The 19,947-nt window shown below is 59.6% G+C and carries 18 protein-coding genes and 1 pseudogene; 7 read left to right on the top strand and 12 right to left on the bottom strand.

Features of this window, described 5'->3' with window-relative positions; translation table 11 throughout:
* Window positions 1-172: 172 nt before the first annotated feature.
* From A6V37_RS34295 to A6V37_RS34265, 7 genes are all read right to left on the bottom strand, one after another.
* Window positions 173-1,753, bottom strand: coding sequence for an isocitrate lyase (locus tag A6V37_RS34295; protein ID WP_064286811.1), 1,581 nt, complete (start codon window positions 1,751-1,753; stop codon window positions 173-175).
* Between the two features lie 271 nt (window positions 1,754-2,024).
* Window positions 2,025-2,471, bottom strand: a complete 447-nt coding sequence (locus A6V37_RS34290; RefSeq protein ID WP_064270882.1) for a lipocalin-like domain-containing protein — start codon at window positions 2,469-2,471, stop codon at window positions 2,025-2,027.
* 125 nt (window positions 2,472-2,596) lie between these two features.
* Window positions 2,597-4,042 (bottom strand): DEAD/DEAH box helicase, encoded by a 1,446-nt coding sequence (locus A6V37_RS34285; protein ID WP_064270880.1) that lies wholly within the window; start codon window positions 4,040-4,042, stop codon window positions 2,597-2,599.
* Window positions 4,043-4,158: 116 nt separating this feature from the next.
* On the bottom strand, window positions 4,159-4,587 hold the full coding sequence (locus tag A6V37_RS34280) for a VOC family protein (protein ID WP_064270878.1): 429 nt from the start codon (window positions 4,585-4,587) through the stop codon (window positions 4,159-4,161).
* 223 nt (window positions 4,588-4,810) lie between these two features.
* Entirely contained in the window at window positions 4,811-5,848 is a 1,038-nt protein-coding gene (locus A6V37_RS34275) for an alpha/beta hydrolase (protein WP_064286810.1), read from the bottom strand.
* 34 nt (window positions 5,849-5,882) lie between these two features.
* Entirely contained in the window at window positions 5,883-6,308 is a 426-nt protein-coding gene (locus tag A6V37_RS34270) for an organic hydroperoxide resistance protein (RefSeq protein WP_064270874.1), read from the bottom strand.
* 171 nt (window positions 6,309-6,479) lie between these two features.
* The gene (locus tag A6V37_RS34265; RefSeq protein WP_064270872.1) at window positions 6,480-7,046 is read right to left on the bottom strand and encodes a TetR/AcrR family transcriptional regulator; all 567 of its coding nucleotides are present in this window, start codon (window positions 7,044-7,046) and stop codon (window positions 6,480-6,482) included.
* A 218-nt stretch (window positions 7,047-7,264) separates the two neighbouring features.
* On the opposite strand from A6V37_RS34265, the gene A6V37_RS34260 reads away from it, so the two are divergent.
* Together A6V37_RS34260 and A6V37_RS34255 are read left to right on the top strand one after the other, a co-directional pair.
* Window positions 7,265-8,833 (top strand): flavin monoamine oxidase family protein, encoded by a 1,569-nt coding sequence (locus tag A6V37_RS34260; RefSeq protein ID WP_064286812.1) that lies wholly within the window; start codon window positions 7,265-7,267, stop codon window positions 8,831-8,833.
* Window positions 8,826-9,245, top strand: coding sequence for a c-type cytochrome (locus A6V37_RS34255; RefSeq protein ID WP_064270871.1), 420 nt, complete (start codon window positions 8,826-8,828; stop codon window positions 9,243-9,245). Before A6V37_RS34260 ends, A6V37_RS34255 begins: the two co-directional genes overlap by 8 nt.
* A 91-nt stretch (window positions 9,246-9,336) precedes the next feature.
* Here the strand turns inward: A6V37_RS34255 and A6V37_RS34250 are convergent, their stop codons facing one another.
* The 4 genes from A6V37_RS34250 to A6V37_RS34235 form a co-directional block, all read right to left on the bottom strand.
* The gene (locus A6V37_RS34250) at window positions 9,337-9,960 is read right to left on the bottom strand and encodes a trimeric intracellular cation channel family protein (protein WP_064270869.1); all 624 of its coding nucleotides are present in this window, start codon (window positions 9,958-9,960) and stop codon (window positions 9,337-9,339) included.
* A gap of 185 nt (window positions 9,961-10,145) precedes the next feature.
* Window positions 10,146-11,939 carry a cell wall anchor protein gene (locus A6V37_RS34245; RefSeq protein ID WP_242665921.1) on the bottom strand — a complete coding sequence of 598 codons (1,794 nt, stop codon included), beginning with the start codon at window positions 11,937-11,939 and terminating at the stop codon, window positions 10,146-10,148.
* 385 nt (window positions 11,940-12,324) lie between these two features.
* On the bottom strand, window positions 12,325-12,879 hold the full coding sequence (locus A6V37_RS34240) for a GNAT family N-acetyltransferase (protein WP_064270865.1): 555 nt from the start codon (window positions 12,877-12,879) through the stop codon (window positions 12,325-12,327).
* Window positions 12,876-13,124, bottom strand: coding sequence for a hypothetical protein (locus tag A6V37_RS34235; protein ID WP_064270863.1), 249 nt, complete (start codon window positions 13,122-13,124; stop codon window positions 12,876-12,878). Before A6V37_RS34235 ends, A6V37_RS34240 begins: the two co-directional genes overlap by 4 nt.
* A gap of 78 nt (window positions 13,125-13,202) precedes the next feature.
* On the opposite strand from A6V37_RS34235, the gene A6V37_RS34230 reads away from it, so the two are divergent.
* From A6V37_RS34230 to A6V37_RS34210, 5 genes and pseudogenes are all read left to right on the top strand, one after another.
* Window positions 13,203-14,183 carry a chromate resistance protein ChrB domain-containing protein gene (locus A6V37_RS34230; protein ID WP_064270861.1) on the top strand — a complete coding sequence of 327 codons (981 nt, stop codon included), beginning with the start codon at window positions 13,203-13,205 and terminating at the stop codon, window positions 14,181-14,183.
* A complete protein-coding gene (locus tag A6V37_RS34225; RefSeq protein WP_064270859.1) occupies window positions 14,180-15,355 on the top strand; it encodes a chromate transporter in 1,176 nt (391 codons plus the stop codon). The genes A6V37_RS34230 and A6V37_RS34225 overlap by 4 nt, the downstream gene beginning before the upstream one ends.
* Window positions 15,348-16,595, top strand: a complete 1,248-nt coding sequence (locus A6V37_RS34220; protein WP_064270857.1) for an MFS transporter — start codon at window positions 15,348-15,350, stop codon at window positions 16,593-16,595. Before A6V37_RS34225 ends, A6V37_RS34220 begins: the two co-directional genes overlap by 8 nt.
* 14 nt (window positions 16,596-16,609) lie before the next feature.
* Window positions 16,610-17,122: pseudogene (locus A6V37_RS34215) on the top strand (YncE family protein); the annotation flags it as partial.
* Between the two features lie 202 nt (window positions 17,123-17,324).
* Window positions 17,325-18,785, top strand: a complete 1,461-nt coding sequence (locus A6V37_RS34210) for an amino acid permease (protein ID WP_064270855.1) — start codon at window positions 17,325-17,327, stop codon at window positions 18,783-18,785.
* A gap of 199 nt (window positions 18,786-18,984) precedes the next feature.
* Here A6V37_RS34210 and A6V37_RS34205 read toward each other — a convergent pair whose 3' ends face one another.
* Entirely contained in the window at window positions 18,985-19,623 is a 639-nt protein-coding gene (locus A6V37_RS34205; protein WP_064286809.1) for a class I SAM-dependent methyltransferase, read from the bottom strand.
* Window positions 19,624-19,947: the final 324 nt, after the last annotated feature.

The following is a 19,947-nucleotide window of genomic DNA, read 5'->3' as shown; positions in this document are numbered from 1 at the left end:
TCGGACTTCCTTCAGACTCGCAGTCGCCCGCGAAACCCTTGCCTCTGGCTAACACTTCCCCTTGCCGGGTGTGTAGAGGACTTTCACCTCCGAGTGAGTGCGCCCTGCCGGGCGCACGAAAAAAAACGCCAACCCCTATGGGTTGGCGTTTTACCTTGCGGCACTACTGATATTAGAACTGGTTCATCGTATTGTCTTTACCCGCCGCTTTCAGCGCCGCTTCGCCGCTGAAGTACTCCTTGTGGTCGTCGCCGATGTCCGAGCCGGACATGTTCTGGTGCTTGACGCAGGCGATGCCTTGACGGATTTCCTTGCGCTGCACGCCAGCCACGTAACCCAGCATGCCCTGGTCGCCGAAATACTCCTTGGCGAGGTTGTCGGTCGACAGTGCGGCGGTGTGGTAGGTCGGCAGCGTCATCAGATGGTGGAAGATACCTGCTTCGCGCGCCGCGTCGGCCTGGAAGGTGCGAATCTTTTCGTCGGCGGCGATCGCCAGTTCGGTCTGATCGTATTCCACGCTCATCAGCTGGGCGCGGTCGTATGCCGACACATCCTTGCCTGCGGCCTTCATTGCGTCATACACCTGCTGGCGGAAGTTCAGCGTCCAGTTGAACGACGGGCTGTTGTTGTACACCAGCTTGGCGTTCGGGATGACCTTGCGAATCTCGCTGACCATGCCGCCGATCTGGGCGATATGCGGTTTTTCGGTTTCGATCCACAGCAGGTCGGCACCGTTTTGCAGCGCGGTGACACAGTCCAGCACGCAGCGCGCTTCGCCCGTGCCGGCGCGGAACTGGAACAGGTTGCTCGGCAGGCGCTTGGGACGCAGCAGCTTGCCGTCGCGCTTGATGATGACGTCACCATTGCCCAGTTGGTCAGCCGACAGTTCCTCGCAATCGAGGAACGAATTGTATTGGTCGCCCAGATCGCCCGGTGCGTTGGTCACGGCGATCTGCTTGGTCAGGCCGGCGCCCAGCGAGTCGGTACGGGCCACGATGATGCCGTCGTCCACACCCAGTTCCAGGAAGGCGTAGCGGATCGCGCGGATCTTGGCGAGGAAGTCCTCGTGCGGCACGGTGACTTTGCCATCCTGGTGGCCGCACTGCTTCTCGTCGGACACCTGGTTCTCGATCTGAATGCAGCATGCGCCTGCTTCGATGAACTGCTTGGCCAGCAGGTAGGTCGCTTCGGCGTTGCCGAAACCCGCGTCGATGTCGGCGATGATAGGCACGACGTGCGTAACGTGGTTGTCGATCTTTTCCTGAATGGCGGCCTTGGCAGGGCCTTCGGCCGCGTCGAGCTGGCGGAACAGGCCGCCCAGTTCACGCGCGTCGGCCTGGCGCAGGAAGGTGTACAGCTCGCGGATCAGCGCGCTCACCGAGGTTTTTTCGTGCATCGACTGGTCCGGCAGCGGACCGAACTCGGAGCGCAGCGCGGCCACCATCCAGCCGGAGAGGTAAAGATAGCGGCGGTCGGTGCTGTTGAAGTGCTTCTTGATGGAGATCATCTTCTGCTGGCCGATGAAGCCGTGCCAGCAGCCCAGCGACTGGGTGTACTTCGACGAGTCGGCATCGTAGGCGGCCATATCGGCGCGCATGATCTTCGCCGTGTACTTCGCGATGTCGAGGCCCGTTTTGAACCTGTTCTGCGCACGCATGCGGGCGGCATACTCGGGAGTGATCGCGTTCCATGCACTGCCGTGGTTCTCTTTCAAAGCAGCAACTGCCTTGATGTCGTCTTGGTACTGGGCCATGTGTCTCTCCTAAGAGCAAAGCGCGTTAATAGATGGTTGAGCGTGCCGCCACGTATGCCGCAGCGAACTGCATGACTAAATAGTAGCTGCGTCTGCGCGATGTCTTATATAAGACATATGACTTAATTTTTTCTTATTTTTCAATAAGATACATAGTAAATTTTGCGATGCAAAACATGTTTTCAGACGACGGAAAAATCGCGCCGCTGAAATTCAAGGCAAATTCCGCAATGTGAAACGTGCTTTCGGCTGCCGGAGGCGTGAATCCGCTCTACTCGACCTTAATCCATACCAACTCGGAAATGCATTCATTGCCGGTGACCGGGCTTCGCGCGGGCAGCGTGGTGATGTACAGATATTTGCCGTCGATTCTGAACTGACGCACGTGGGTCGTTCCTGTCCACATCTGATTCCACGATGCGTCGACATAATGGCTCACCCGGTCGCCCTCTATGCTGTAGGTCCCTGCGTATGAGCTGAATCCGTTGTAGAGGTCGATGCGCTCCGCGTCGGTTGGCACCAGATCGGCGGGCGCGTTTCGTCCTTCCTCGACCAGAATTGCATACATCCTGAGGTCGGGACCGTAGCAGAGGTAACCGCTTGGGTGGGCGCCGAATAATCCGGTCTTCTGGCCCGTGGCCAGATCTTCGGTCGTGAAGGACTGTAGTTTCCAGGTTCCCAACAGGAGACTGGCGCAGTACTGCTGCTCTTGTGCCATAGCTCCCCCTATTCCGGGCCAAGGTATGAGGAAACGCGATCAGGGGGTGATACCGCTGAAACTGCGAGGGGGCAGAAGGCAAACTGCCAGCCTGTTCCCGGGCTGGAATTACCCATCCCAACGGATCAGGGTTGGCGTTTGCCGCGGCCACCAGTTGGTTTGCCGACCGGCTTACGTGAACCTGCGGCTGGCTTGCCGGCGGGTTTGCTGCGCGGCTTTTGCACGCTGAACGGGCTACCGGTGGAAAAGCTTGTGCCTTCACTCGTGACCATAGCGTGCTGCGCCGCAGACTTGTGTTTGTTTTCGCCACTTTGCGGGCGCGGTTTTTTGTTGAGCACCTGTACGGCGCCCGGCGCAGCTTGCGGCACTTTGGGCTTCTTAGGCTTTTTGGGTTTCTTGATGATCTCGCCCGTCGTGCTGGTTTGCGGCACACGGTGTTCGGCTTCAAAACCCGGCTCTTCTTCACGGGGCAGCGTTTGCCGGATCAGCGCTTCGATCGCGGCCAGTTGCGGCGCTTCATCGGCACACACAAGGGACACCGCCACGCCGCTGGCGCCCGCGCGGCCGGTGCGGCCAATACGGTGCACATAGTCTTGCGCCACGATCGGCAGATCAACGTTGATCACCAGCGGCAGGTCGTCGATATCCAGACCGCGCGCAGCCACATCGGTGGCTACCAGCATTTGGACTTCGCCCGTCTTGAAGCGCTCCAGCGCACGCATGCGCGCGGGTTGCGGTTTGTCGCCGTGGATGGTGTCAACCGCATAGCCCGCTTCATCCAGCATGGCCGCGAGGTAATCCACGCCAATGCGGGTTTTGACGAACACCAGCGCATGCTCCCAGTTATTCTCAGCCACGAGGTGCATGAAGAGGTCGGGCTTGTTCCTTTTATCCACCGGCACCACCCACTGCTTGATCTTGCTGGCCGTGGCATTGGGCGGGCTAACGCTGATATTGACCGGGCCGCGCAGAATGCTCGCCGCCATGGCGCGGATATCATCGGTAAACGTGGCAGAAAACAGCAGAGTCTGGCGCTGAGCGGGCAAGGCAGCAAAGACGGCGTTGAGTTCGCGCGCAAAGCCCAGATCCAGCATGCGGTCGGCTTCATCCAGCACCAGCGTTTGCACCTGATCAAACTGCACTGCGTTCTGGCGATTGAGATCGAGCAAACGGCCCGGCGTGGCAACGAGCACATCCACGCCTTTGCGTAACTTCATCATTTGCGGATTGATGCTCACGCCGCCGTAGGCGGCCAGAAATCGTAAGTCGAGGCCTTTGCCGTAACTGATAAAGCTTTGCAGCACCTGTTCAGCCAGTTCACGCGTGGGCACCAGCACCAGAACGCGCGCGCGGTTGCTGGACACCGCCGGGCCGTGTTGCACCAGCCGTTGCAACAGCGGCAGCGCAAAACCCGCTGTTTTGCCCGTGCCGGTCTGTGCCGCAGCCATGACATCCTTGCCACTGAGCACAGCAGGAATCGCCTTGGCCTGCACCGGCGTAGGTGTCTGGTAATTGCTCTCCTGCACATTACGCAGCAAGGGATCGATCAGGCCAAGCGAGGCAAAAGACATGGGGGTATTCCGGGCTAAAACCGCAATTCTAGCGGTCCTGGCGACTCGCAAGGGACGATCGCGTCGCCTCACAACGCGCGCTCGTGAGTCGCGGCCATCGAGGCTACCGCATCACATCATTTCTTTTCCCGCATCGACGGCGTAAAGGTGATTCCTACCAGCAACCCTTCCGGCCCAATGAGACGACTGACGGTCTGGCCCCACGGCTCATTCCGGTTCCTGACCAGCATCCGATACCCTTGCGATTCAAGTTCTGCGGTAGCCGCTTCGACGTCGTCGACATCGAACTCGATCCAGGCTTGCGGGACGGGTATGTCACTACGCCACGAATCCGTGCCGAAGCACGACTGAGCGGCCTGAGTGAGTGGCCACAAGGCGAACGTGTTCGCGCCTTGCAGACTCTCCGTATGGAGGTAGCCGCCTTTCTCTTCCGTGAAGGGGATACCGAAAGCCCGGCTGTAGAGATCGCGACTTGCGTTGGCGTCAGTCACGATCGGGCCGAAGCCCGCGATGAATAAGGCCGCGGATTTGGGGGTCTTGTCCATGGCTTCTCCTTTGCCGCGAATAAGCGACGCCATCGGGAACGGACGTGTCTGCCCGCGCCCGTCAAACTGATTGGCGGCCACTATTCGGTTAGCGCGGGTCACGGATAAGTGTAGGCTTCTTTAAGGTAGTCGGCAGACACTGCATGAGAACGTAAAGTCAAATTCCCCGACTGCCGCGGCACCCAGCTCTTATCCAAGTGCGCCGCGGCCGGGGTTGCACACCTTACTTCAGCCGCGCTTGCAACTCGTTCGCAAGCTGCCTGGTTGCGGCTTTGGTCGGTGCATCTGCGGCGAGCGCATTCAGCAAGCCAAAGTCGTGGATCGTACCGTTGTAGCGAACCGTGGTGACTTCATCGCCCGCAGCATCGAGTTTGCGACCATAGGCCTCGCCTTCATCGCGCAGCACGTCGAACTGCGCCACCTGGATCAGCGCCGGCGGCAGCCCCTTCAGTTGATCAACCGAAGCACGCAGCGGTGAAGCGTAAATCTCGTTACGCTGCTTCAGATCCTTTGTATAAGCATCCCAGAACCACTTCATCATCGGCCGCGTCAGGAAATGGCCTTCCGGATAGGCGTTGTACGAGCCGTCGTTGAAATTCGCGTCCGTCACCGGCCACATCAAGCCTTGGAAGCGGATTGCGGGACCTTGCTTGTCCTTCGCCATCAGGGAGACGACCGCGGCCATGTTGCCGCCGACGCTGTTGCCCACGACCGCGAGGCGGCTGCCGTCCACACCGATCTCATTGCCATGTGCAGCAACCCATTTGGTGGCCGCGTAGGCCTGATTGATCGCCACCGGGTAGCGCGCTTCGGGCGAGGGCGTGTAATTGACGAAAACCGCCACCGCGCCGGATTGCACGACAAGGTCGCGCACCAGCCGCTCGTGGGTCTGGAAGTCACCGAGAATCCAGCCGCCACCGTGGAAGAACATGAAGACCGGCAGCGTACCCGTTGCGCCCACGGGCCGCACGATCGTGATCGGCACGGTGATGCCGTCCTGTTCGATGGTCTTGTTCGACACATCAATGCCGGACAGATCGACCTTCACGCCGTTCTGCGCGCCGATCAGCACCTGACGTGCCTGCGCCGGTGGCCACGTGTTGATTGCCGGTCCTGTGCCGCTGTTCAGTGCATGCAGGAACTGGCTGGTCACCAGATCGGGCGTTGCCGGCGTCGACGGTGTTGCCGGGCTCGCGGCAATGGCGAGGGTGGAACTGGCCGCAAGCATGGCGGCGAGCAACAATGGCTTGAAGGTCTTCATGGTCTGTTCCTGAGCGATTCGATTGGGGGCGTGGTTAAACGATCGTGAGGGTGACGTCGATGTTGCCGCGGGTGGCGTTCGAGTACGGGCAGACGATATGCGCCTTGTCGACCAGCGCCTGTGCCGCTTCGCGTGTCATGCCGGGGAGCGAGATTTTCAGTTCGACTTCGATGCCGAACCCGTTCGGGATCGCGCCGATGCCAACGCTGCCGTCAATCGCGACGTCTGCGGGGATGGCGATCTTGTCGCGCGCCGCCACGAACTTCATCGCGCCGAGGAAACAGGCGCTGTAGCCGGCGGCAAAAAGCTGTTCGGGATTGGCGCCTTCGCCGCCCGCACCGCCCAATTCCCGGGGCGTGGTCAACTTGAAGTCGAGATTGCCTGCAGGGACGACGGCACGGCCGTCGCGGCCACCTGTGGCGTGAGCATGGGCACGGTAGAGAACTTTTTCGAGTGACATGGTGAAGCTCCTTAAAAAGAGGACAACAATCAAGTTTGCTATCTACTACTAGATAGATTCGCCTGCAAAAAATCAGACGATTCCGCATCGTCTTCGCCACTCAATCTATCTACTCAAAGATAGATTGAGTGGCCAAACAAAGAGGTGGCTCGCCACCTCACAACAACTGCGTTACCGCGCAACTCTCACCGATGCCTCGACATCTTCGAGCCGGGCCTTGGTGTGAAACAACCGGCTCGCCAGCACACTGCCCTGAAAAGCCGCGTAGAGCGCGCGCGCTGCGTTTTCCGGTTTGCCGTTCACCACCAGCGTATGTTCCTGCGCACCTTGCGCCAGAACCTTGGCCAGCCAGCTTTCGTTAGCCTTGAAAAAAGCCTGCACCGCTTGCCGGATGTTATCGGGCAGCGACTCGATGTCGGCAGCGAGCATGCCGCACAGGCAGATCTGATCGCCGTCACCCAGGGTCCTGCCGAACAGCTTTCCGTACTTGTTGAGCTTTACGTCAGCCGGCAACGAAGCATCGATTGCATGGATGGCGCCGAGCACGCTGTTGCTGTACTCGTTGACCGCCTCCAGAACCAGATCGTCTTTCGACGGGAAGTAGTAATGGATGCTCGAGGTCTTGACGCCAACCAGACCGGACAGATCGCGATAGCTAAACCCGTTGTAACCACGCAGCATGATGAGCGTGATTGCATGATCGAGTATCTGTTCGCGAACGGTCGTGGTCGGTTCCATGGATCGAACTATATCTACTCATAGATAGACTGTCAAGCGCTTCGTGCTCATCGCCGGTTTTTCTGGCGTTCGGTTCGGTCCACGACGCCCGACAGGCAATCGCATAAAATGAACAAGTCCGTTGCAGCACGCCCAAACGCAATCCCCAAGCTTCGTCCGCCATCGTTTCTCTCCAGTCGGGGCACCACGTCCTTATGTCGAGAATGACCGCAAACGCGATGACCCGCCGGCACCTGCTGACGCTAATCGGCAAGAACCTCGGCGCGGCCGCCATGATGCAAGGCATGGGCACGCTTGGGTTCGCCGCTGCCTCGACCTACGCCGGACCGATCAGACTCGACGGCGCACCCAAGGGAACGCGGATTCTCGTGCTCGGCGCGGGCATGGCTGGCCTTGTCGCTGCCTTCGAGCTGAGGAACGCGGGCTACCAGGTGCAGGTGCTGGAGTACAACAACCGCGCGGGCGGCCGGGCCTGGACTGTCAGAGGCGGTGATCGTTATACAGAACTCGGCGGCGCCACCCAGTACTGCGAATTCGCTGACGGGCTTTACCTGAACCCAGGGCCGTGGCGCATTCCGTATCACCATCAGGGCGTACTCGACTACGCAAAACGACTGAAGGTGCCGCTCGAGCCGTTCATCCAGGTCAACTACAACGCCTACCTGCATTCGACAGAGGCTTTCGATGGCAAGCCGCAACGGTTCCGGGCGGTGCAGACCGACTATCAAGGCTACGTCGCCGAGTTGCTTTCAAAAGCAATCCGCAAGGACGCGCTCGATGACGCGTTGTCCGCCGAAGATGCGCATCTGCTGCTCGAATCCCTGCGCCAATGGGGAGCGCTCGGCCGGGATGGCCGCTATCAGGCGGGCGCCAGAAGCAGTGAGCGCCGCGGCTTCGCGACCGCGCATGGCGGCGGACTGATGCCCAAGGCCGTGCCGTCGACGCTGCTCCCGCGCGACCCGTTGCTTGCATCGCGTTTGTGGCAATGGCTCTCCACTGGAAACGATCAGGACTATCAGAGCAGCATTTTCCAGCCCGTCGGCGGCATGGACAGGATTGCCCATGCGCTGTATTCGCAGGTCGCGAACGCCGTGGTGTTCAACGCCAGAGTCACGGCCATCTCGCAGGACGAGCAAGGCGTCACCGTGCGCTATACCGACACGACCACCCGAACCGAACGGACCGCGCACGCGGATTGGCTGGTGTGCACCATTCCGCTCTCGATTCTGAGTCAGATCGACATTGCGGTCGGCCCGGACATGCGCGCCGCGATCGATGCGGTGCCCTACGAGACGTCGGTGAAAATCGGCCTGCAATTCGGCCGGCGATTCTGGGAAGAAGACGAGCAGATCTACGGCGGCATCACGCATACCGACCTGCCGATCTCGACGATCGGCTATCCGGCAACGGGCTATGGATCGCCCGGCCCTGCGGTGCTGCTCGGCGCCTACATGTGGGGGCCCGCCAGCTACGAGATGGGTGCGCTGCCCCCTGCCGAACGGATCGCGGTGGCATTGAGCCAGGGCAGCCAGATTCATCCGCAGTACGCGCGCGAGTACCAGAACGGTTTCGCGATGAGTTGGAGCCGATCACCATTCACGAATGGCTGCTTCGCCGCATGGACGGATGAATTGAGAAAAGCGCACTACACAAATCTCTGTCAGATCGACGGACGGATCGTCCTTGCCGGAGAGCACGCCTCCCATATCCCGGCATGGCAGGAAGGCGCGGTGCTGTCGTCGCTGGATGCGATCACCCGGCTGCATCGGAGAATCGTCAATGGATAGGCGGACGCTGATCCTTGCCATGATGCTGATGAGCTTGCTGTCGGGACCCGCAACGGTATCGGCTCAGGCCGTGACACCGGACGCACCCCGCACTTTCACGATTTCGCCGGACTATCGTTTCACCGAACAAAGCGGCGAAGCGCTTTATAGCGCTACCTGCGCGGGATGCCATATGCCAGATGGAAGAGGCGCGCAGGGCGCGGGCCACTACCCGGCGCTCGCTGACAACCCGGCCGTCGAAGCAGCACCCTACGTCATCATCAACGTACTGCACGGCAGAAAAGGGATGCCACCGTTCGGCGACGAGATGAATGACGATCAGGTCGCGGCTGTCGTCAATTACACGAGAACTCATTTCGGCAATCGGTTTGCTGGAGATGTCACGCCGGCCCAGGTTAAAAGCCTGCGCTGAGTTCACGCGGAACGACTGTCGATGCGCGGTCTCTTTCCTGCATCTGGTTCTAATAGCAACTGCTTGTACAGTCCACCGGACGAGCCAATGCTCACGCCATCTTGATCTTTGGCAATTGCCAACCGAAGCGTACCGCTGCGATCCGCAGTGCGAAGCATGCGCCACCACCAATGACTGCGGTAACGACAGGCGGGCACCCAAGCCGCTTGCCGACGACTACCACCGCTGCGCCGAGTAATGCCGCGCTTGCATAGATGTCCGTGACCAACACCATTGGCACGCGTACGAGCAAAACGTCGCGCACGAGCCCTCCTCCGCAGCCGGTGACCGTGCCCATCAATGTGGCAATGAACGGATTGATTCGAAAGTCGAGAGCTTTCTGTGCGCCCGCAACCGCGAATAGCGCGAGGCCTGCCGCGTCGAGCGTCGTCAGAAGCAGCGGCGACAGCGTGGCGACCTGCGTATGAAAGAGGAAGGCGAAAAGCCCTGAGATAAATGCAAGCGCCGGGTAGCGCCAGTCGCGCACCGCGCTGGGCGGCAGCGCGCCGATCAACAGGTCGCGGATCATACCGCCACCAAGTGCGACGATGGACGACAACACCAGGACGCCTAGCAGATCAAGCCCGGCATGGACCGCCGCATTGGCGCCTTCGATTGCGAACACCGCGGTGCCCGCGAGATCTGGTACAAGTACGACTTCATCGAGGTGTTTCATTCGAATTAGCTGGCGCTGAGGGTACCTGTGAGAATCGGACTGATTCTCAACGATCTGCGCGTTGCTGTCGACTGGTTGCTTCTGGCCGCACGCGGCCCGGCGCAGACATAAGTTGATCGCAAAAAAACAAACGGGCACTACTCCGAAGAGCAGTGCCCGTACTTACAGCGGTCTAGTTCGACCGATTAGTTCTTATACACCCATTGATTGGTGTAGTAGACGCCATCGGCTTGCCAGCCGAGCTTCACGTAGCGCTGCACTTCTAAGCTGAGCGCTTCCGTCGTCACACCAGGGCTTGCCGTAACCTTTGCGGAATACGTATTAGTCCCGGTAGCCGTCGGCACCACGCCAAACCCGTGGGAATAGGCTTCCGCAGGTGTAGCGGTTGTCGCGGCTGTTACCGCTCCAATCCCGATGGCAAAGTTCGGAAGTGCCGTGTTCTGACTATTTGCGGGCACCGACCAGTCAAGAGTCAACGACGTCTGTGCTCCTGCCAGCGAACCACCCGGAGTCAGGAAGTTGCTGATGACATCGCTTCCCAGCGTTTGCCATTTCACCGTTGCGGCTGCGGCTGCCGTTACGTTCGGCGCAATGTTGATGACCTTTTGCGGTTGACCAATCTGATTGCCCGTCGTGTCATACAGCGTAACCGTGTAGACCGAGTACTGCGGGACGGTCGACACGTCGATCGGCTGCGGCGTGTAGCTCGGATTGCCATTCGGCGAGAACGTGCTGGTCCCGCCGGAGAGCGACGCCCAGGACCACTTGTACTGATCGGTGGTGCTGTTCGATTGCGCACAGGTCGAGCAACCGGTCCACGGAGCGGTGAGCGCCGTTGTGGGAATGGTCAGGTCGTAGCCGGCTTGGCCGAGGCCTTGCGCGGTATTGAGCATGTACAAACCGCCACCGTTGATCCCCGCGCCTTGCACGAGAGCCGAACCGACCGGCTTGCGCACGCCGCTGTCGAGCACGACTTGCGGGATCTGAATGGTCAGGCCCGACTCGAAGCGGCCATTGTTGGCGTCCGCAGCATCGGCAAACTGTTTCTGGCCCACGAACGACGCGATGTAGACGTTGTACTTTTCCTGATTGCCAATGATGTCCCAGGTCCCATTAGGCAACAACTGGACGATGTCGCTGGCGAAGTTCGGCGTGCCATTCGCATCGGTAACCAGGAAGTACACCAGCGCCGCAGGATTGCTGATATTCGCCAGAGTGCCGGCGGGCAGGAACGCCAGCGTTTTCGCTCCGTTGAGCTTCGTGCCGGTGCCGATCAGCGTATGACGCTGTGCGAAACTCATGCCCCCATTCAGGTAGTTTGCGTCGATCGCCGTCGAGCACCCGGACGTGTTGCCGGCCATACATTGGCTGAGTGCCGTCAGCAACGGTGCGAGATAGTTGACGGGATACTTCGGTGTCTGCAGAGCTGCCGGGGCCGTTGTGCCGACGTTCAGCGGAATCGCCTGGTTCGGATCGGCCAGACTCACGAGTTGCAGGCCTGTTCCCTTGTTCGATGGTCTCACGGTGATGGAATCGATCACCGCGTCCGCACCCGCCTGGTTGGGTGTGAACGTCCCGCCGATCGGATCGAACGAGTTTGCCGACAGACCGTTTGCACTAAGGATCGTGGCGAGTGCCGTATTCAGCTTCGCCACAGCGGCGCTAACTGTCGTTTGGCTGATAGTGGACCCCAGCGAACCGGAGGCGGTCAGGTCGAGCGGATTGCCGCTTTGGGTGAGCAATGCGGCAATAGCCGTCGTGAGCGGTGTCACGTTGGCAATGACCGGCGCTGTCGTGCCCGTCGGTACGGTTGCCGCAACCGAATACAGCGTGCTCGAAGCACCCGACGGGTCCGTAGCCGTGATCACGAAGGGGGCGGTAAGGCCTGTGATCGACACGCTATAGGTGCCATTTGCTCCTGAGGTCGTCGATACGCTCTTGCCATTGGCGTCGAGCACCGTGACGGATGCGTTCGTCAACGCATTTCCGATTGCCACCGTCCCGCTCATCGCGCTCGGCGTTGCCGATGGCGTGCTTCCCGAAGTGGCGGGAGGTGTGCTCCCCGAAGTAGTGGCAGGCGTGCTTCCCGATGTAGTGGAAGACGACCCCGATCCCCCACCGCAGGCCGCGAGTGTGGCAAGCAACGATGCACACACTGTCAGCTTCACGAATCCCCGATTACGAATACCCTTCATATATCCCTTTATTGTTAAGTTTTCGTCTTGACGGCATACGACGCGTCAGAAACCGTTAACGGGATCTATGAAGAGTTTCTTTAATAGTTTATTGATGGCACCACAGTCGCCTTATGCATTATCGATAGATAATATTTGTAAGGTCGGGTTATTAGGTGTTGCTGTACTGCTAGCGAGGTTGGTGCCGAGCACGAATATCTTGCCACTCGTTCCGGGTGATAGCGAGAATTGTCGTGGTCCACTCCTGGCCCTTGAAGTTTTGATCATTGATACGTTCTGATTCGACGTGCATTCCAATTGTTTTACAGAGCCTGATTGCCGCCTTGTTTTCCGAAATCGTTTCCGCGAAGATTCGCTGAACCGCCAGTTCGACGAAGCCAAATTCCAACAGGGCGATTGAGGCGTAGCGTGCCGCTCCCGTCCCATGCCATCGCCGACCTAACTCGCAACCGATCGATGCGTGCCCGGGTGATTCAATTCGAATACCGCAAGAGCCCATCAGGTCGCCAGAGGCCGATACAACCGCCAGTTGATACTTCGTCCTGGGGGTTTCGTTACTTTGCGAAATGAACATTTCGAGCAGTTCTTTGGCCTTGTCGGGCGCAGAATCCTCCTCGCTATAAAAGCGCTGAAATTTCGCATCGCCCCGGAGACTCTGGTACTGCAATAAGTCATCCCATTTGAATTCTCTAAGGAGTATTTCCTTCGCAGATATTGAAATCATGTTGTCGTCACGGCCTTTCGTATTAGGTGGATGACCAGCAGATGCTCCCTCGTCGGCGCATTCGCAACTGTCGCGTTTTGCAGATGAGTCAGTTCGATATGCCACGGGTAGTTTGCATGGCCGAGAAAAATGCCATCGAATTCTTCGTGGTCCGCAAATTCCGCCAGCTCTTCAAATCTGAGCCGCTGCGTATAAAACCTCGCTGCGAGATCGATATCGTTTGTCGGGCGCGCGACAGGTGACATTCGGCATGCCACCCGCACCACAGCCGACCTTCAAGAAATTTCTTGTAGACTACGCAACATCGATGTAGCTTACTCGACATGAACGCACCCAGCACCTGGTCCCTTCTGGTCCTCACCCTTCCAACCGAAAACGCCACGGCGCGCATGCGCTTCTGGCGCGCGCTGAAAGCGAAGGGCTGTGCGGTGCTGCGCGACGGCATCTATCTGCTGCCTCACGCGGAGGAGCGCGAGCGGATGCTGCGCGACCTGGCTATTGCCATTGCCGATAGCGGTGGCACTGCGCATCTACTGCGTGCGCCGAGCATCGATGCCACGCAGGAAGCGGAATTCCGGACGCTATTCGATCGCAGTGAAGACCACGCCGAGTTCATGCGCGCGCTGAAGGACGCGCGCAAGACGGTTTCCGGCCAGTCGGCTGCTGAATTGACAAAGCTGCTACGACGCCTGCGCAAGGACTTTGAAGCCATCGTCGCGATCGACTACTTTCCGGGCGATGCATCAACACGCGCCGAGGCCGCATGGCAAGACTTCATCGGTCTGGTCGACACGGTGCTTTCACCCGGCGAACCCCATTCCGCCGAGCGCCCCATTCGAAGCCTTTCAGTCAGCGACTATCAGGGGCGCACGTGGGTGACGCGGCAGCACATGTGGGTCGATCGCGTCGCGAGCGCGTGGCTCATCCGGCGCTTCATCGATCGCGATGCGCGGTTCATCTGGCTCACATCACCCAGCGCCTGCCCGGCCAACGCGCTCGGTTTCGACTTCGACGGCGCCGCGTTCACGCATGTCGGCGAACGCGTGACGTTCGAAGTGCTCGTTGCGAGTTTCGGTCTCGAGAAGGATGCCGCTCTGCTTCGGCTTGGCGAGATGGTCCATGCGCTCGACGTGGGCGGTGCCCCCGTTCCCGAGGCCATCGGGTTCGAAGCCGTGATGGCGGGAGCAAGGAAGCGTGTGGCAAACGACGACCAACTGCTCGACGAAATGGGCCGCGTGCTGGACTCGCTCTATACGCACTTTGCGTCGGCAGCAAAAAGCCGCGACGCGGGGAAACGATCATGAGCGCCACGACAGTGTCATCACCGGGCTATTCGCTCGGCCAACTGGTACTGTATATGCTGCGGCTCGGCACATTTGGGTTTGGCGGACCTGTGGCGCTCGTTGGTTATATGCATCGCGATCTCGTCGAGCAGCGTGGCTGGATCAGCGAGTCTGACTACCGCGAGGGACTGGCGCTTGCGCAGATGATGCCGGGGCCGCTGGCGGCACAGCTCAGCATCTATATGGGGCATGTCCACTATCACATCGTCGGTGCAACGCTGGCTGGTATCGCCTTCGTGCTGCCGTCGTTCCTGATGGTGGTGGGCCTTGGCTGGACGTATGCGCACTTCGGCGGGCTCTCGTGGATGCAGGCGGCGTTTTATGGCGTAGGTGCTGCTGTCGTCGGGATCATCGCGATGAGCGCATACAAGCTCACAACAAAGACCATTGGAAAGTACCCACTACTGTGGGCGATCTACCTGACCGTCGCGGCAGTAACCGTCATCACCGAATCGGAGATCGCATGGCTTTTCATCGCGGGCGGACTCATCAACTGGCTCGTCGTTGCACGGCCGAAATGGCTCAGCAAGGGCGGACTGAATGCAGTGGCCGCGGCGCAGTTGCCAGCCGCGAGCGGCGTGATCAGCGGGTTTAACTGGCCGCTGCTCGGCCAGATCGGGCTGTTCTTCGCGAAGGCCGGCGCCTTTGTTTTCGGTTCAGGGCTCGCGATCGTGCCATTCCTTTATGGAGGTGTGGTCACCGAGCATCACTGGCTCAATGACAAACAGTTCGTCGACGCCGTGGCGGTTGCGATGATTACGCCCGGCCCCGTCGTAATCACGGTTGGTTTCATCGGCTATCTGGTAGCGGGACTAGCGGGCGCCTGCATTGCGGCGCTCGGCACCTTCCTGCCTTGCTATCTCTTCACCGTGCTGCCCGCGCCGTACTTCAAGAAGTACGGCAAGCTGCCCGCCGTCAAGGCCTTCGTAGACGGCATCACTGCCGCGGCCGTTGGCGCCATCACCGGCTCGGTAATCGTCATTGCGCGCCGCTCGATTATCGACTGGCCGACTGTTCTGATAGCACTTGCGACCGCGGTGCTGCTGTGGCGGTTCAAGAAGCTGCAAGAGCCGATGATCGTTGTTGCCGCTGCGCTCATCGGTCTTGCTGTGTACCCCCTCATCCATGACTGAGGGCGTCCTCAAGGCACGGCTGATCGCGCTTCTCCTTCCCGAAGGTGTCGAACAGGGTGCCTTGATCCTGCTGGTTGCCCGCGGGCTTCGTGGCATGTGCGATGGCTTCATCGCCGTGCTACTGCCCGGCTACCTGCTGGCGCTCGGCTTCGGGCAACTGACTGTCGGGCTCATCAGCACGACCACCCTGTTCGGTTCGGCCTTAGCAACAATACTGGTGGGGCTCTACGGTAATCGCTTTGCACCACGCGGCCTGCTGCGGTTCGCGGCAGCGCTGATGATGGCCACGGGGTTCGCGTTCGCGGGCCTGTCGTCACTTTGGCCGTTGCTCATCGTTGCGTTCATCGGCACGCTAAACCCGAGTTCCGGCGACGTCAGCCTGTTTCTCCCGATCGAGCATGCGAGGCTTGCCGAATCTGCGGCGGGTGATGCTCGAACTGCCCTGTTTGCACGCTATAGCCTCGTCGGCGCGCTGTCCGCGGCACTCGGCGCACTCGCGGCTGCGTTTCCTGACGCGATTGCCGCGCACTCGTCGCTGTCGGCACTCGCGGCGATGCGCGTCATGTTCATCGTCTACGCTGTGTCGGGATCGGCTATCTGGGCGCTCTACCGGCATCTGCCGACACGCCAGTCCGGCATTGACGCTCCGCACGTGCCCCTTGGGCCTTCGCGGGGAATCGTCACGCGCCTTGCACTGCTCTTCAGTGTCGACGCCTTTGCAGGTGGACTCCTTGTGAATTCGCTGCTGACCTTGTGGCTGATCCAGCGGTTCGGACTTTCGCTCGGCGCAGCAGGCCAGTTCTTTTTCTGGGCGGGGCTACTGAGCGCCGGCTCTCAACTGGCTGCAGCACCGTTGTCACGCCGCATCGGTCTGCTCAATACCATGGTGTTCACGCATATCCCCTCGAGCGTTTGCCTGATTGCCGCAGCGTTTTCGCCGTCCCTCACGCTGACGCTCACGCTGCTTCTCATGCGCAGCGCGCTCTCACAAATGGATGTGCCCACGCGCAGCGCCTACGTGATGTCGGTAGTCACGCCTGCGGAGCGTCCCGCCGCGGCGAGCTTTACCGCCGTGCCACGAAGCCTCGCGGCGGCACTCGCTCCTACTCTCTCCGGCGCCCTGCTGGGCCTTGGATGGCTCGGGGCTCCTCTCGTTGCATGCGGCGTACTGAAGATTGCGTACGACCTCTCGCTGCTCGCTGCATTCCGTCATATCAAACCCGACGGAGGTTCGTCATGAACAGTCGAATCGGCACGAACACGATAGAGTTGGGCGGCACCATCGGCAACACCCAGTATGACGCCGTATCCCGCCACATTTTCGTCAACGCCCAGTCGCGACGGCAACTCATCGAGATCGATCCATCGAACGACGCGATCGTCGCCCGGATCGATCTGTCAGGCGCAAAGGGCAACCACGGTCTTTATATCGTTTCGCAAGCTCACCTGGCGTTTATCGCCTGCGAAGACAACGCCAAGCTTCTGGCGTTGAACCTGCTCACGAGACAGGTCGTCCAGTCATTTGACGTCGGCGACGATCCTGATGTGCTGGCATTCGATCCTGGTCCCGGCGCGCTGTATGTTGCCGGCGAAGCAGGCATTGTGTCGATGTTCACAGTGAGCCCTTCAGGTGTGTCGAAAATCGGTGACGGCCGCATCGGACCCAACGCACATGTGGTTGGTGTCGATCCATCGACGCATCGTGCCTATTTCCCGCTGAAAAACGTTGACGGACATCCGTTGCTTCGCGTAATGGCGCCCCGGTGAAAAGTCACTTCTTCGAGGACGGCGAGCCTTCGGGGAGCACGTCGAATGAACGTTTCCCTTTACTTTCGATCCGGACTACACTGATTTTGGCATTCCCCTCACCCCACCTGTATTCGGTAACAGATGCTTTTGTCGTGCTCCGCGAGCCGAAGCAAGCCGAGTCGGTTCGTGCCCAAACACCAATTGAACGGGACGACTCAACATGGCTGATACGAGCTACATGGCGCGGAAATCCGTCGCCGATATTGTGGGAAGCGCAGAGGCAGAGGGAAGCCGCGCGCTATCAAAGTCACTCGGCGCCACCAGCATCACGGCGATGGGCATTGGCGCCATCATCGGCGCCGGCATCTTTGTCCTGACCGGCACCGCGGCCGCCCAGTTCGCCGGGCCCAGCATTATCCTGTCGTTCGTACTCGGTGGCATCGCGTGCGCGTTCGTCGGTCTTTGCTACTCGGAACTGGCGGCCATGCTGCCCGTGTGCGGTAGTAGTTACACATACACCTATGCCACGCTGGGTGAAATATTCGCGTGGATTATCGGCTGGGATCTAATCCTCGAGTACGCGATGGGCGCGGCAACCGTCGCGGTCGGCTGGTCCGGGTATATCGTGAGCTTGCTGCACAACGCAGGAATCAATATCCCACCTCATCTCGCCGCCGCGCCCGGCACGGTCATCAAACTCGCCGACGGCACGACCGCGACAGGCGTGGTCAACTTGCCGGCAATTTTCATCATTGCGGTTCTCACCACGATGCTGGTACTCGGTACAAAGGAGTCCGCACGGCTCAACAACGTCATGGTGGCGATCAAGCTGACCGTTGTGGTGGCGTTCATCGCCCTCGGCGTGTTTTTCATCAAGTCGGCGAACTGGCATCCGTTTATTCCGGCGAACACCGGACAGTTCGGCAACTTCGGCATGAGCGGGATTCTGCGCGGCTCGGCCGTGGTGTTCTTCGCGTTCATCGGCTTTGATGCGGTGTCCACGGCCGCGCAGGAAGCGAAAAGACCGCAACGTGACATGCCGATAGGCATCCTGGGGTCGCTAATCATTTGTACGGTGCTATACATCCTCGTCGCGGGCGTCTTGACCGGACTCGTACCCTACGCCGATCTGAACGTCCCGGATCCAATCGCCAAGGGCGTAGACGCCATCGGCCTAACCTGGTTCTCCGTGCTGATCAAGATCGGTGCGCTTACCGGGCTGACCACCGTGATTCTCGTATTGCTGTACGGGCAGAGCCGCATCTTCTTCACGATGTCGGAGGACGGTTTGCTACCGCCTCTTTTCGCGCGGGTTCATCCGCGTCTTCACACCCCTCATCGCAGCCAGATCATGATCGGCACAATCGTCGCGATCGTGGCAGCGCTTACGCCTATTGGCGTACTGGGAGAGATGGTCAGCATCGGCACGCTGTTCGCGTTCATCCTTGTGTGCGGGGCCGTGATCTATCTGCGGCGCAGCGACTCAGAAGCCTCACGTCCTTTCCGTGCTCCTGGCGTTCCGATCGTGCCGATTCTCGGCATCCTGTTCTGCCTATTGCTGATGGCGGGGTTGCCGCTCGTCACCTGGGTCCGCCTCGTCGTGTGGCTAGTGATCGGCATGACTATCTATCTTTCGTATGGCCGGAATCACTCGAAGCTGCGCTTTCCGGAGCGGCAGTGAGAGACAGGTGACGCCTGGCAAGGCCGTTCAGGCGTCAACTTCTCTGCCGGGCCCACACGCGCCCCGAGGACTAAAACATGCAGTAAACAACTTCTATCCGGGACCGGACGGAAGCGGTGCTGGGCATGTTGTTCGTACCGTATGGTGCGGAAGACCGCGCACAGGCAGATGGCGCCGCCTGTCGGCATATTTTCAATTGCTATTTCTGTGCCTCAAAGTCCCAGAGAAAATACGAAAGCGCTCCCCGTTTCGCACGTCGCTTCCTGGACATCTCTTGCCGGAAGCTCAACTCAGTGGACGTCTGTACAAGTTCCGGTATCGTCCATTCAGCCTTGACCACGCGGAAAGACCCAGTGAATCCATACATTCTTCCAAGCGGTTCTGCGCCGGTGAAATAGTCGTGCGTCGTGTCGGTCAGAATGTTGACGTGAGTCGGATCCTGGAACGCGGCTCTGGACGGATAACAGGGAGTCAACGCATAAAATCGTCCGCCTGGTTTGAGCACTCGCCAAACTTCATTCATCAGCATGACGAATGGATTGATCGTGGACTTTCCGTCGGCGCTCGACAGGATTCTTGGTATGTGCTCCAGAAAATCGAAGGCCGAGACGGAATCAAACATATTGCTGTCGAATGGTATTTGCTCGACGGCAAGATTGGCGCATCTGATTTCGACCGTCCCCGTAACGGAGAGCGGCCGTATGTCGACGCCGTAAACCGTCGACTTTCCATACGGATTGTGGGGCCGGGTACCGCAGCCCAAATCAAGGTGACTGCCGTCGACAATGCTCGCCCGTGCCGGCCCCTGGTTGGTCAGGAAAGACTTATTTGAAAACACAGACAATGCCTCGTTTCATTCGGACAGTCCCCTATTGCCGGCATTTTGGATGGACGCTAGCGGGCGTCGTCTTATTGTTGGTTAGGTCAAAAAGCTCAACCCAATCGCGACTCATCCAACCCGTAAACGGTCGAGAGCGCGTGAAGCGCGGCGAGTCTACCATGCAAAACTTCCACGCCAATATTCCTGTTCTTATGGTAAGCACCCGGCGAACCCATCTTGAATTGACGGTGTAACACCAGCGACGATCGCGTCCATCAAGAAACTAAATGGACACGTGTACACCATGGATGAGAACGTTGCGGTTCAACCGACGCGACGCCG

The sequence above is a fragment of the Paraburkholderia ginsengiterrae genome, from assembly GCF_001645125.1.
GTDB lineage: Bacteria > Pseudomonadota > Gammaproteobacteria > Burkholderiales > Burkholderiaceae > Paraburkholderia > Paraburkholderia ginsengiterrae.
This window is presented reverse-complemented; position numbering and strand designations above follow the sequence as displayed.

Coding starts and splice junctions, on each gene's coding strand:
- A6V37_RS34295 (WP_064286811.1), bottom strand. CDS start 1,753: ATGGCCCAGTACCAAGACGACATCAAGGCAGTTGCTGCTTTGAAAGAG.
- A6V37_RS34290 (WP_064270882.1), bottom strand. CDS start 2,471: ATGGCACAAGAGCAGCAGTACTGCGCCAGTCTCCTGTTGGGAACCTGG.
- A6V37_RS34285 (WP_064270880.1), bottom strand. CDS start 4,042: ATGTCTTTTGCCTCGCTTGGCCTGATCGATCCCTTGCTGCGTAATGTG.
- A6V37_RS34280 (WP_064270878.1), bottom strand. CDS start 4,587: ATGGACAAGACCCCCAAATCCGCGGCCTTATTCATCGCGGGCTTCGGC.
- A6V37_RS34275 (WP_064286810.1), bottom strand. CDS start 5,848: ATGAAGACCTTCAAGCCATTGTTGCTCGCCGCCATGCTTGCGGCCAGT.
- A6V37_RS34270 (WP_064270874.1), bottom strand. CDS start 6,308: ATGTCACTCGAAAAAGTTCTCTACCGTGCCCATGCTCACGCCACAGGT.
- A6V37_RS34265 (WP_064270872.1), bottom strand. CDS start 7,046: ATGGAACCGACCACGACCGTTCGCGAACAGATACTCGATCATGCAATC.
- A6V37_RS34260 (WP_064286812.1), top strand. CDS start 7,265: ATGACCCGCCGGCACCTGCTGACGCTAATCGGCAAGAACCTCGGCGCG.
- A6V37_RS34255 (WP_064270871.1), top strand. CDS start 8,826: ATGGATAGGCGGACGCTGATCCTTGCCATGATGCTGATGAGCTTGCTG.
- A6V37_RS34250 (WP_064270869.1), bottom strand. CDS start 9,960: ATGAAACACCTCGATGAAGTCGTACTTGTACCAGATCTCGCGGGCACC.
- A6V37_RS34240 (WP_064270865.1), bottom strand. CDS start 12,879: ATGATTTCAATATCTGCGAAGGAAATACTCCTTAGAGAATTCAAATGG.
- A6V37_RS34235 (WP_064270863.1), bottom strand. CDS start 13,124: ATGTCACCTGTCGCGCGCCCGACAAACGATATCGATCTCGCAGCGAGG.
- A6V37_RS34230 (WP_064270861.1), top strand. CDS start 13,203: ATGAACGCACCCAGCACCTGGTCCCTTCTGGTCCTCACCCTTCCAACC.
- A6V37_RS34225 (WP_064270859.1), top strand. CDS start 14,180: ATGAGCGCCACGACAGTGTCATCACCGGGCTATTCGCTCGGCCAACTG.
- A6V37_RS34220 (WP_064270857.1), top strand. CDS start 15,348: ATGACTGAGGGCGTCCTCAAGGCACGGCTGATCGCGCTTCTCCTTCCC.
- A6V37_RS34210 (WP_064270855.1), top strand. CDS start 17,325: ATGGCTGATACGAGCTACATGGCGCGGAAATCCGTCGCCGATATTGTG.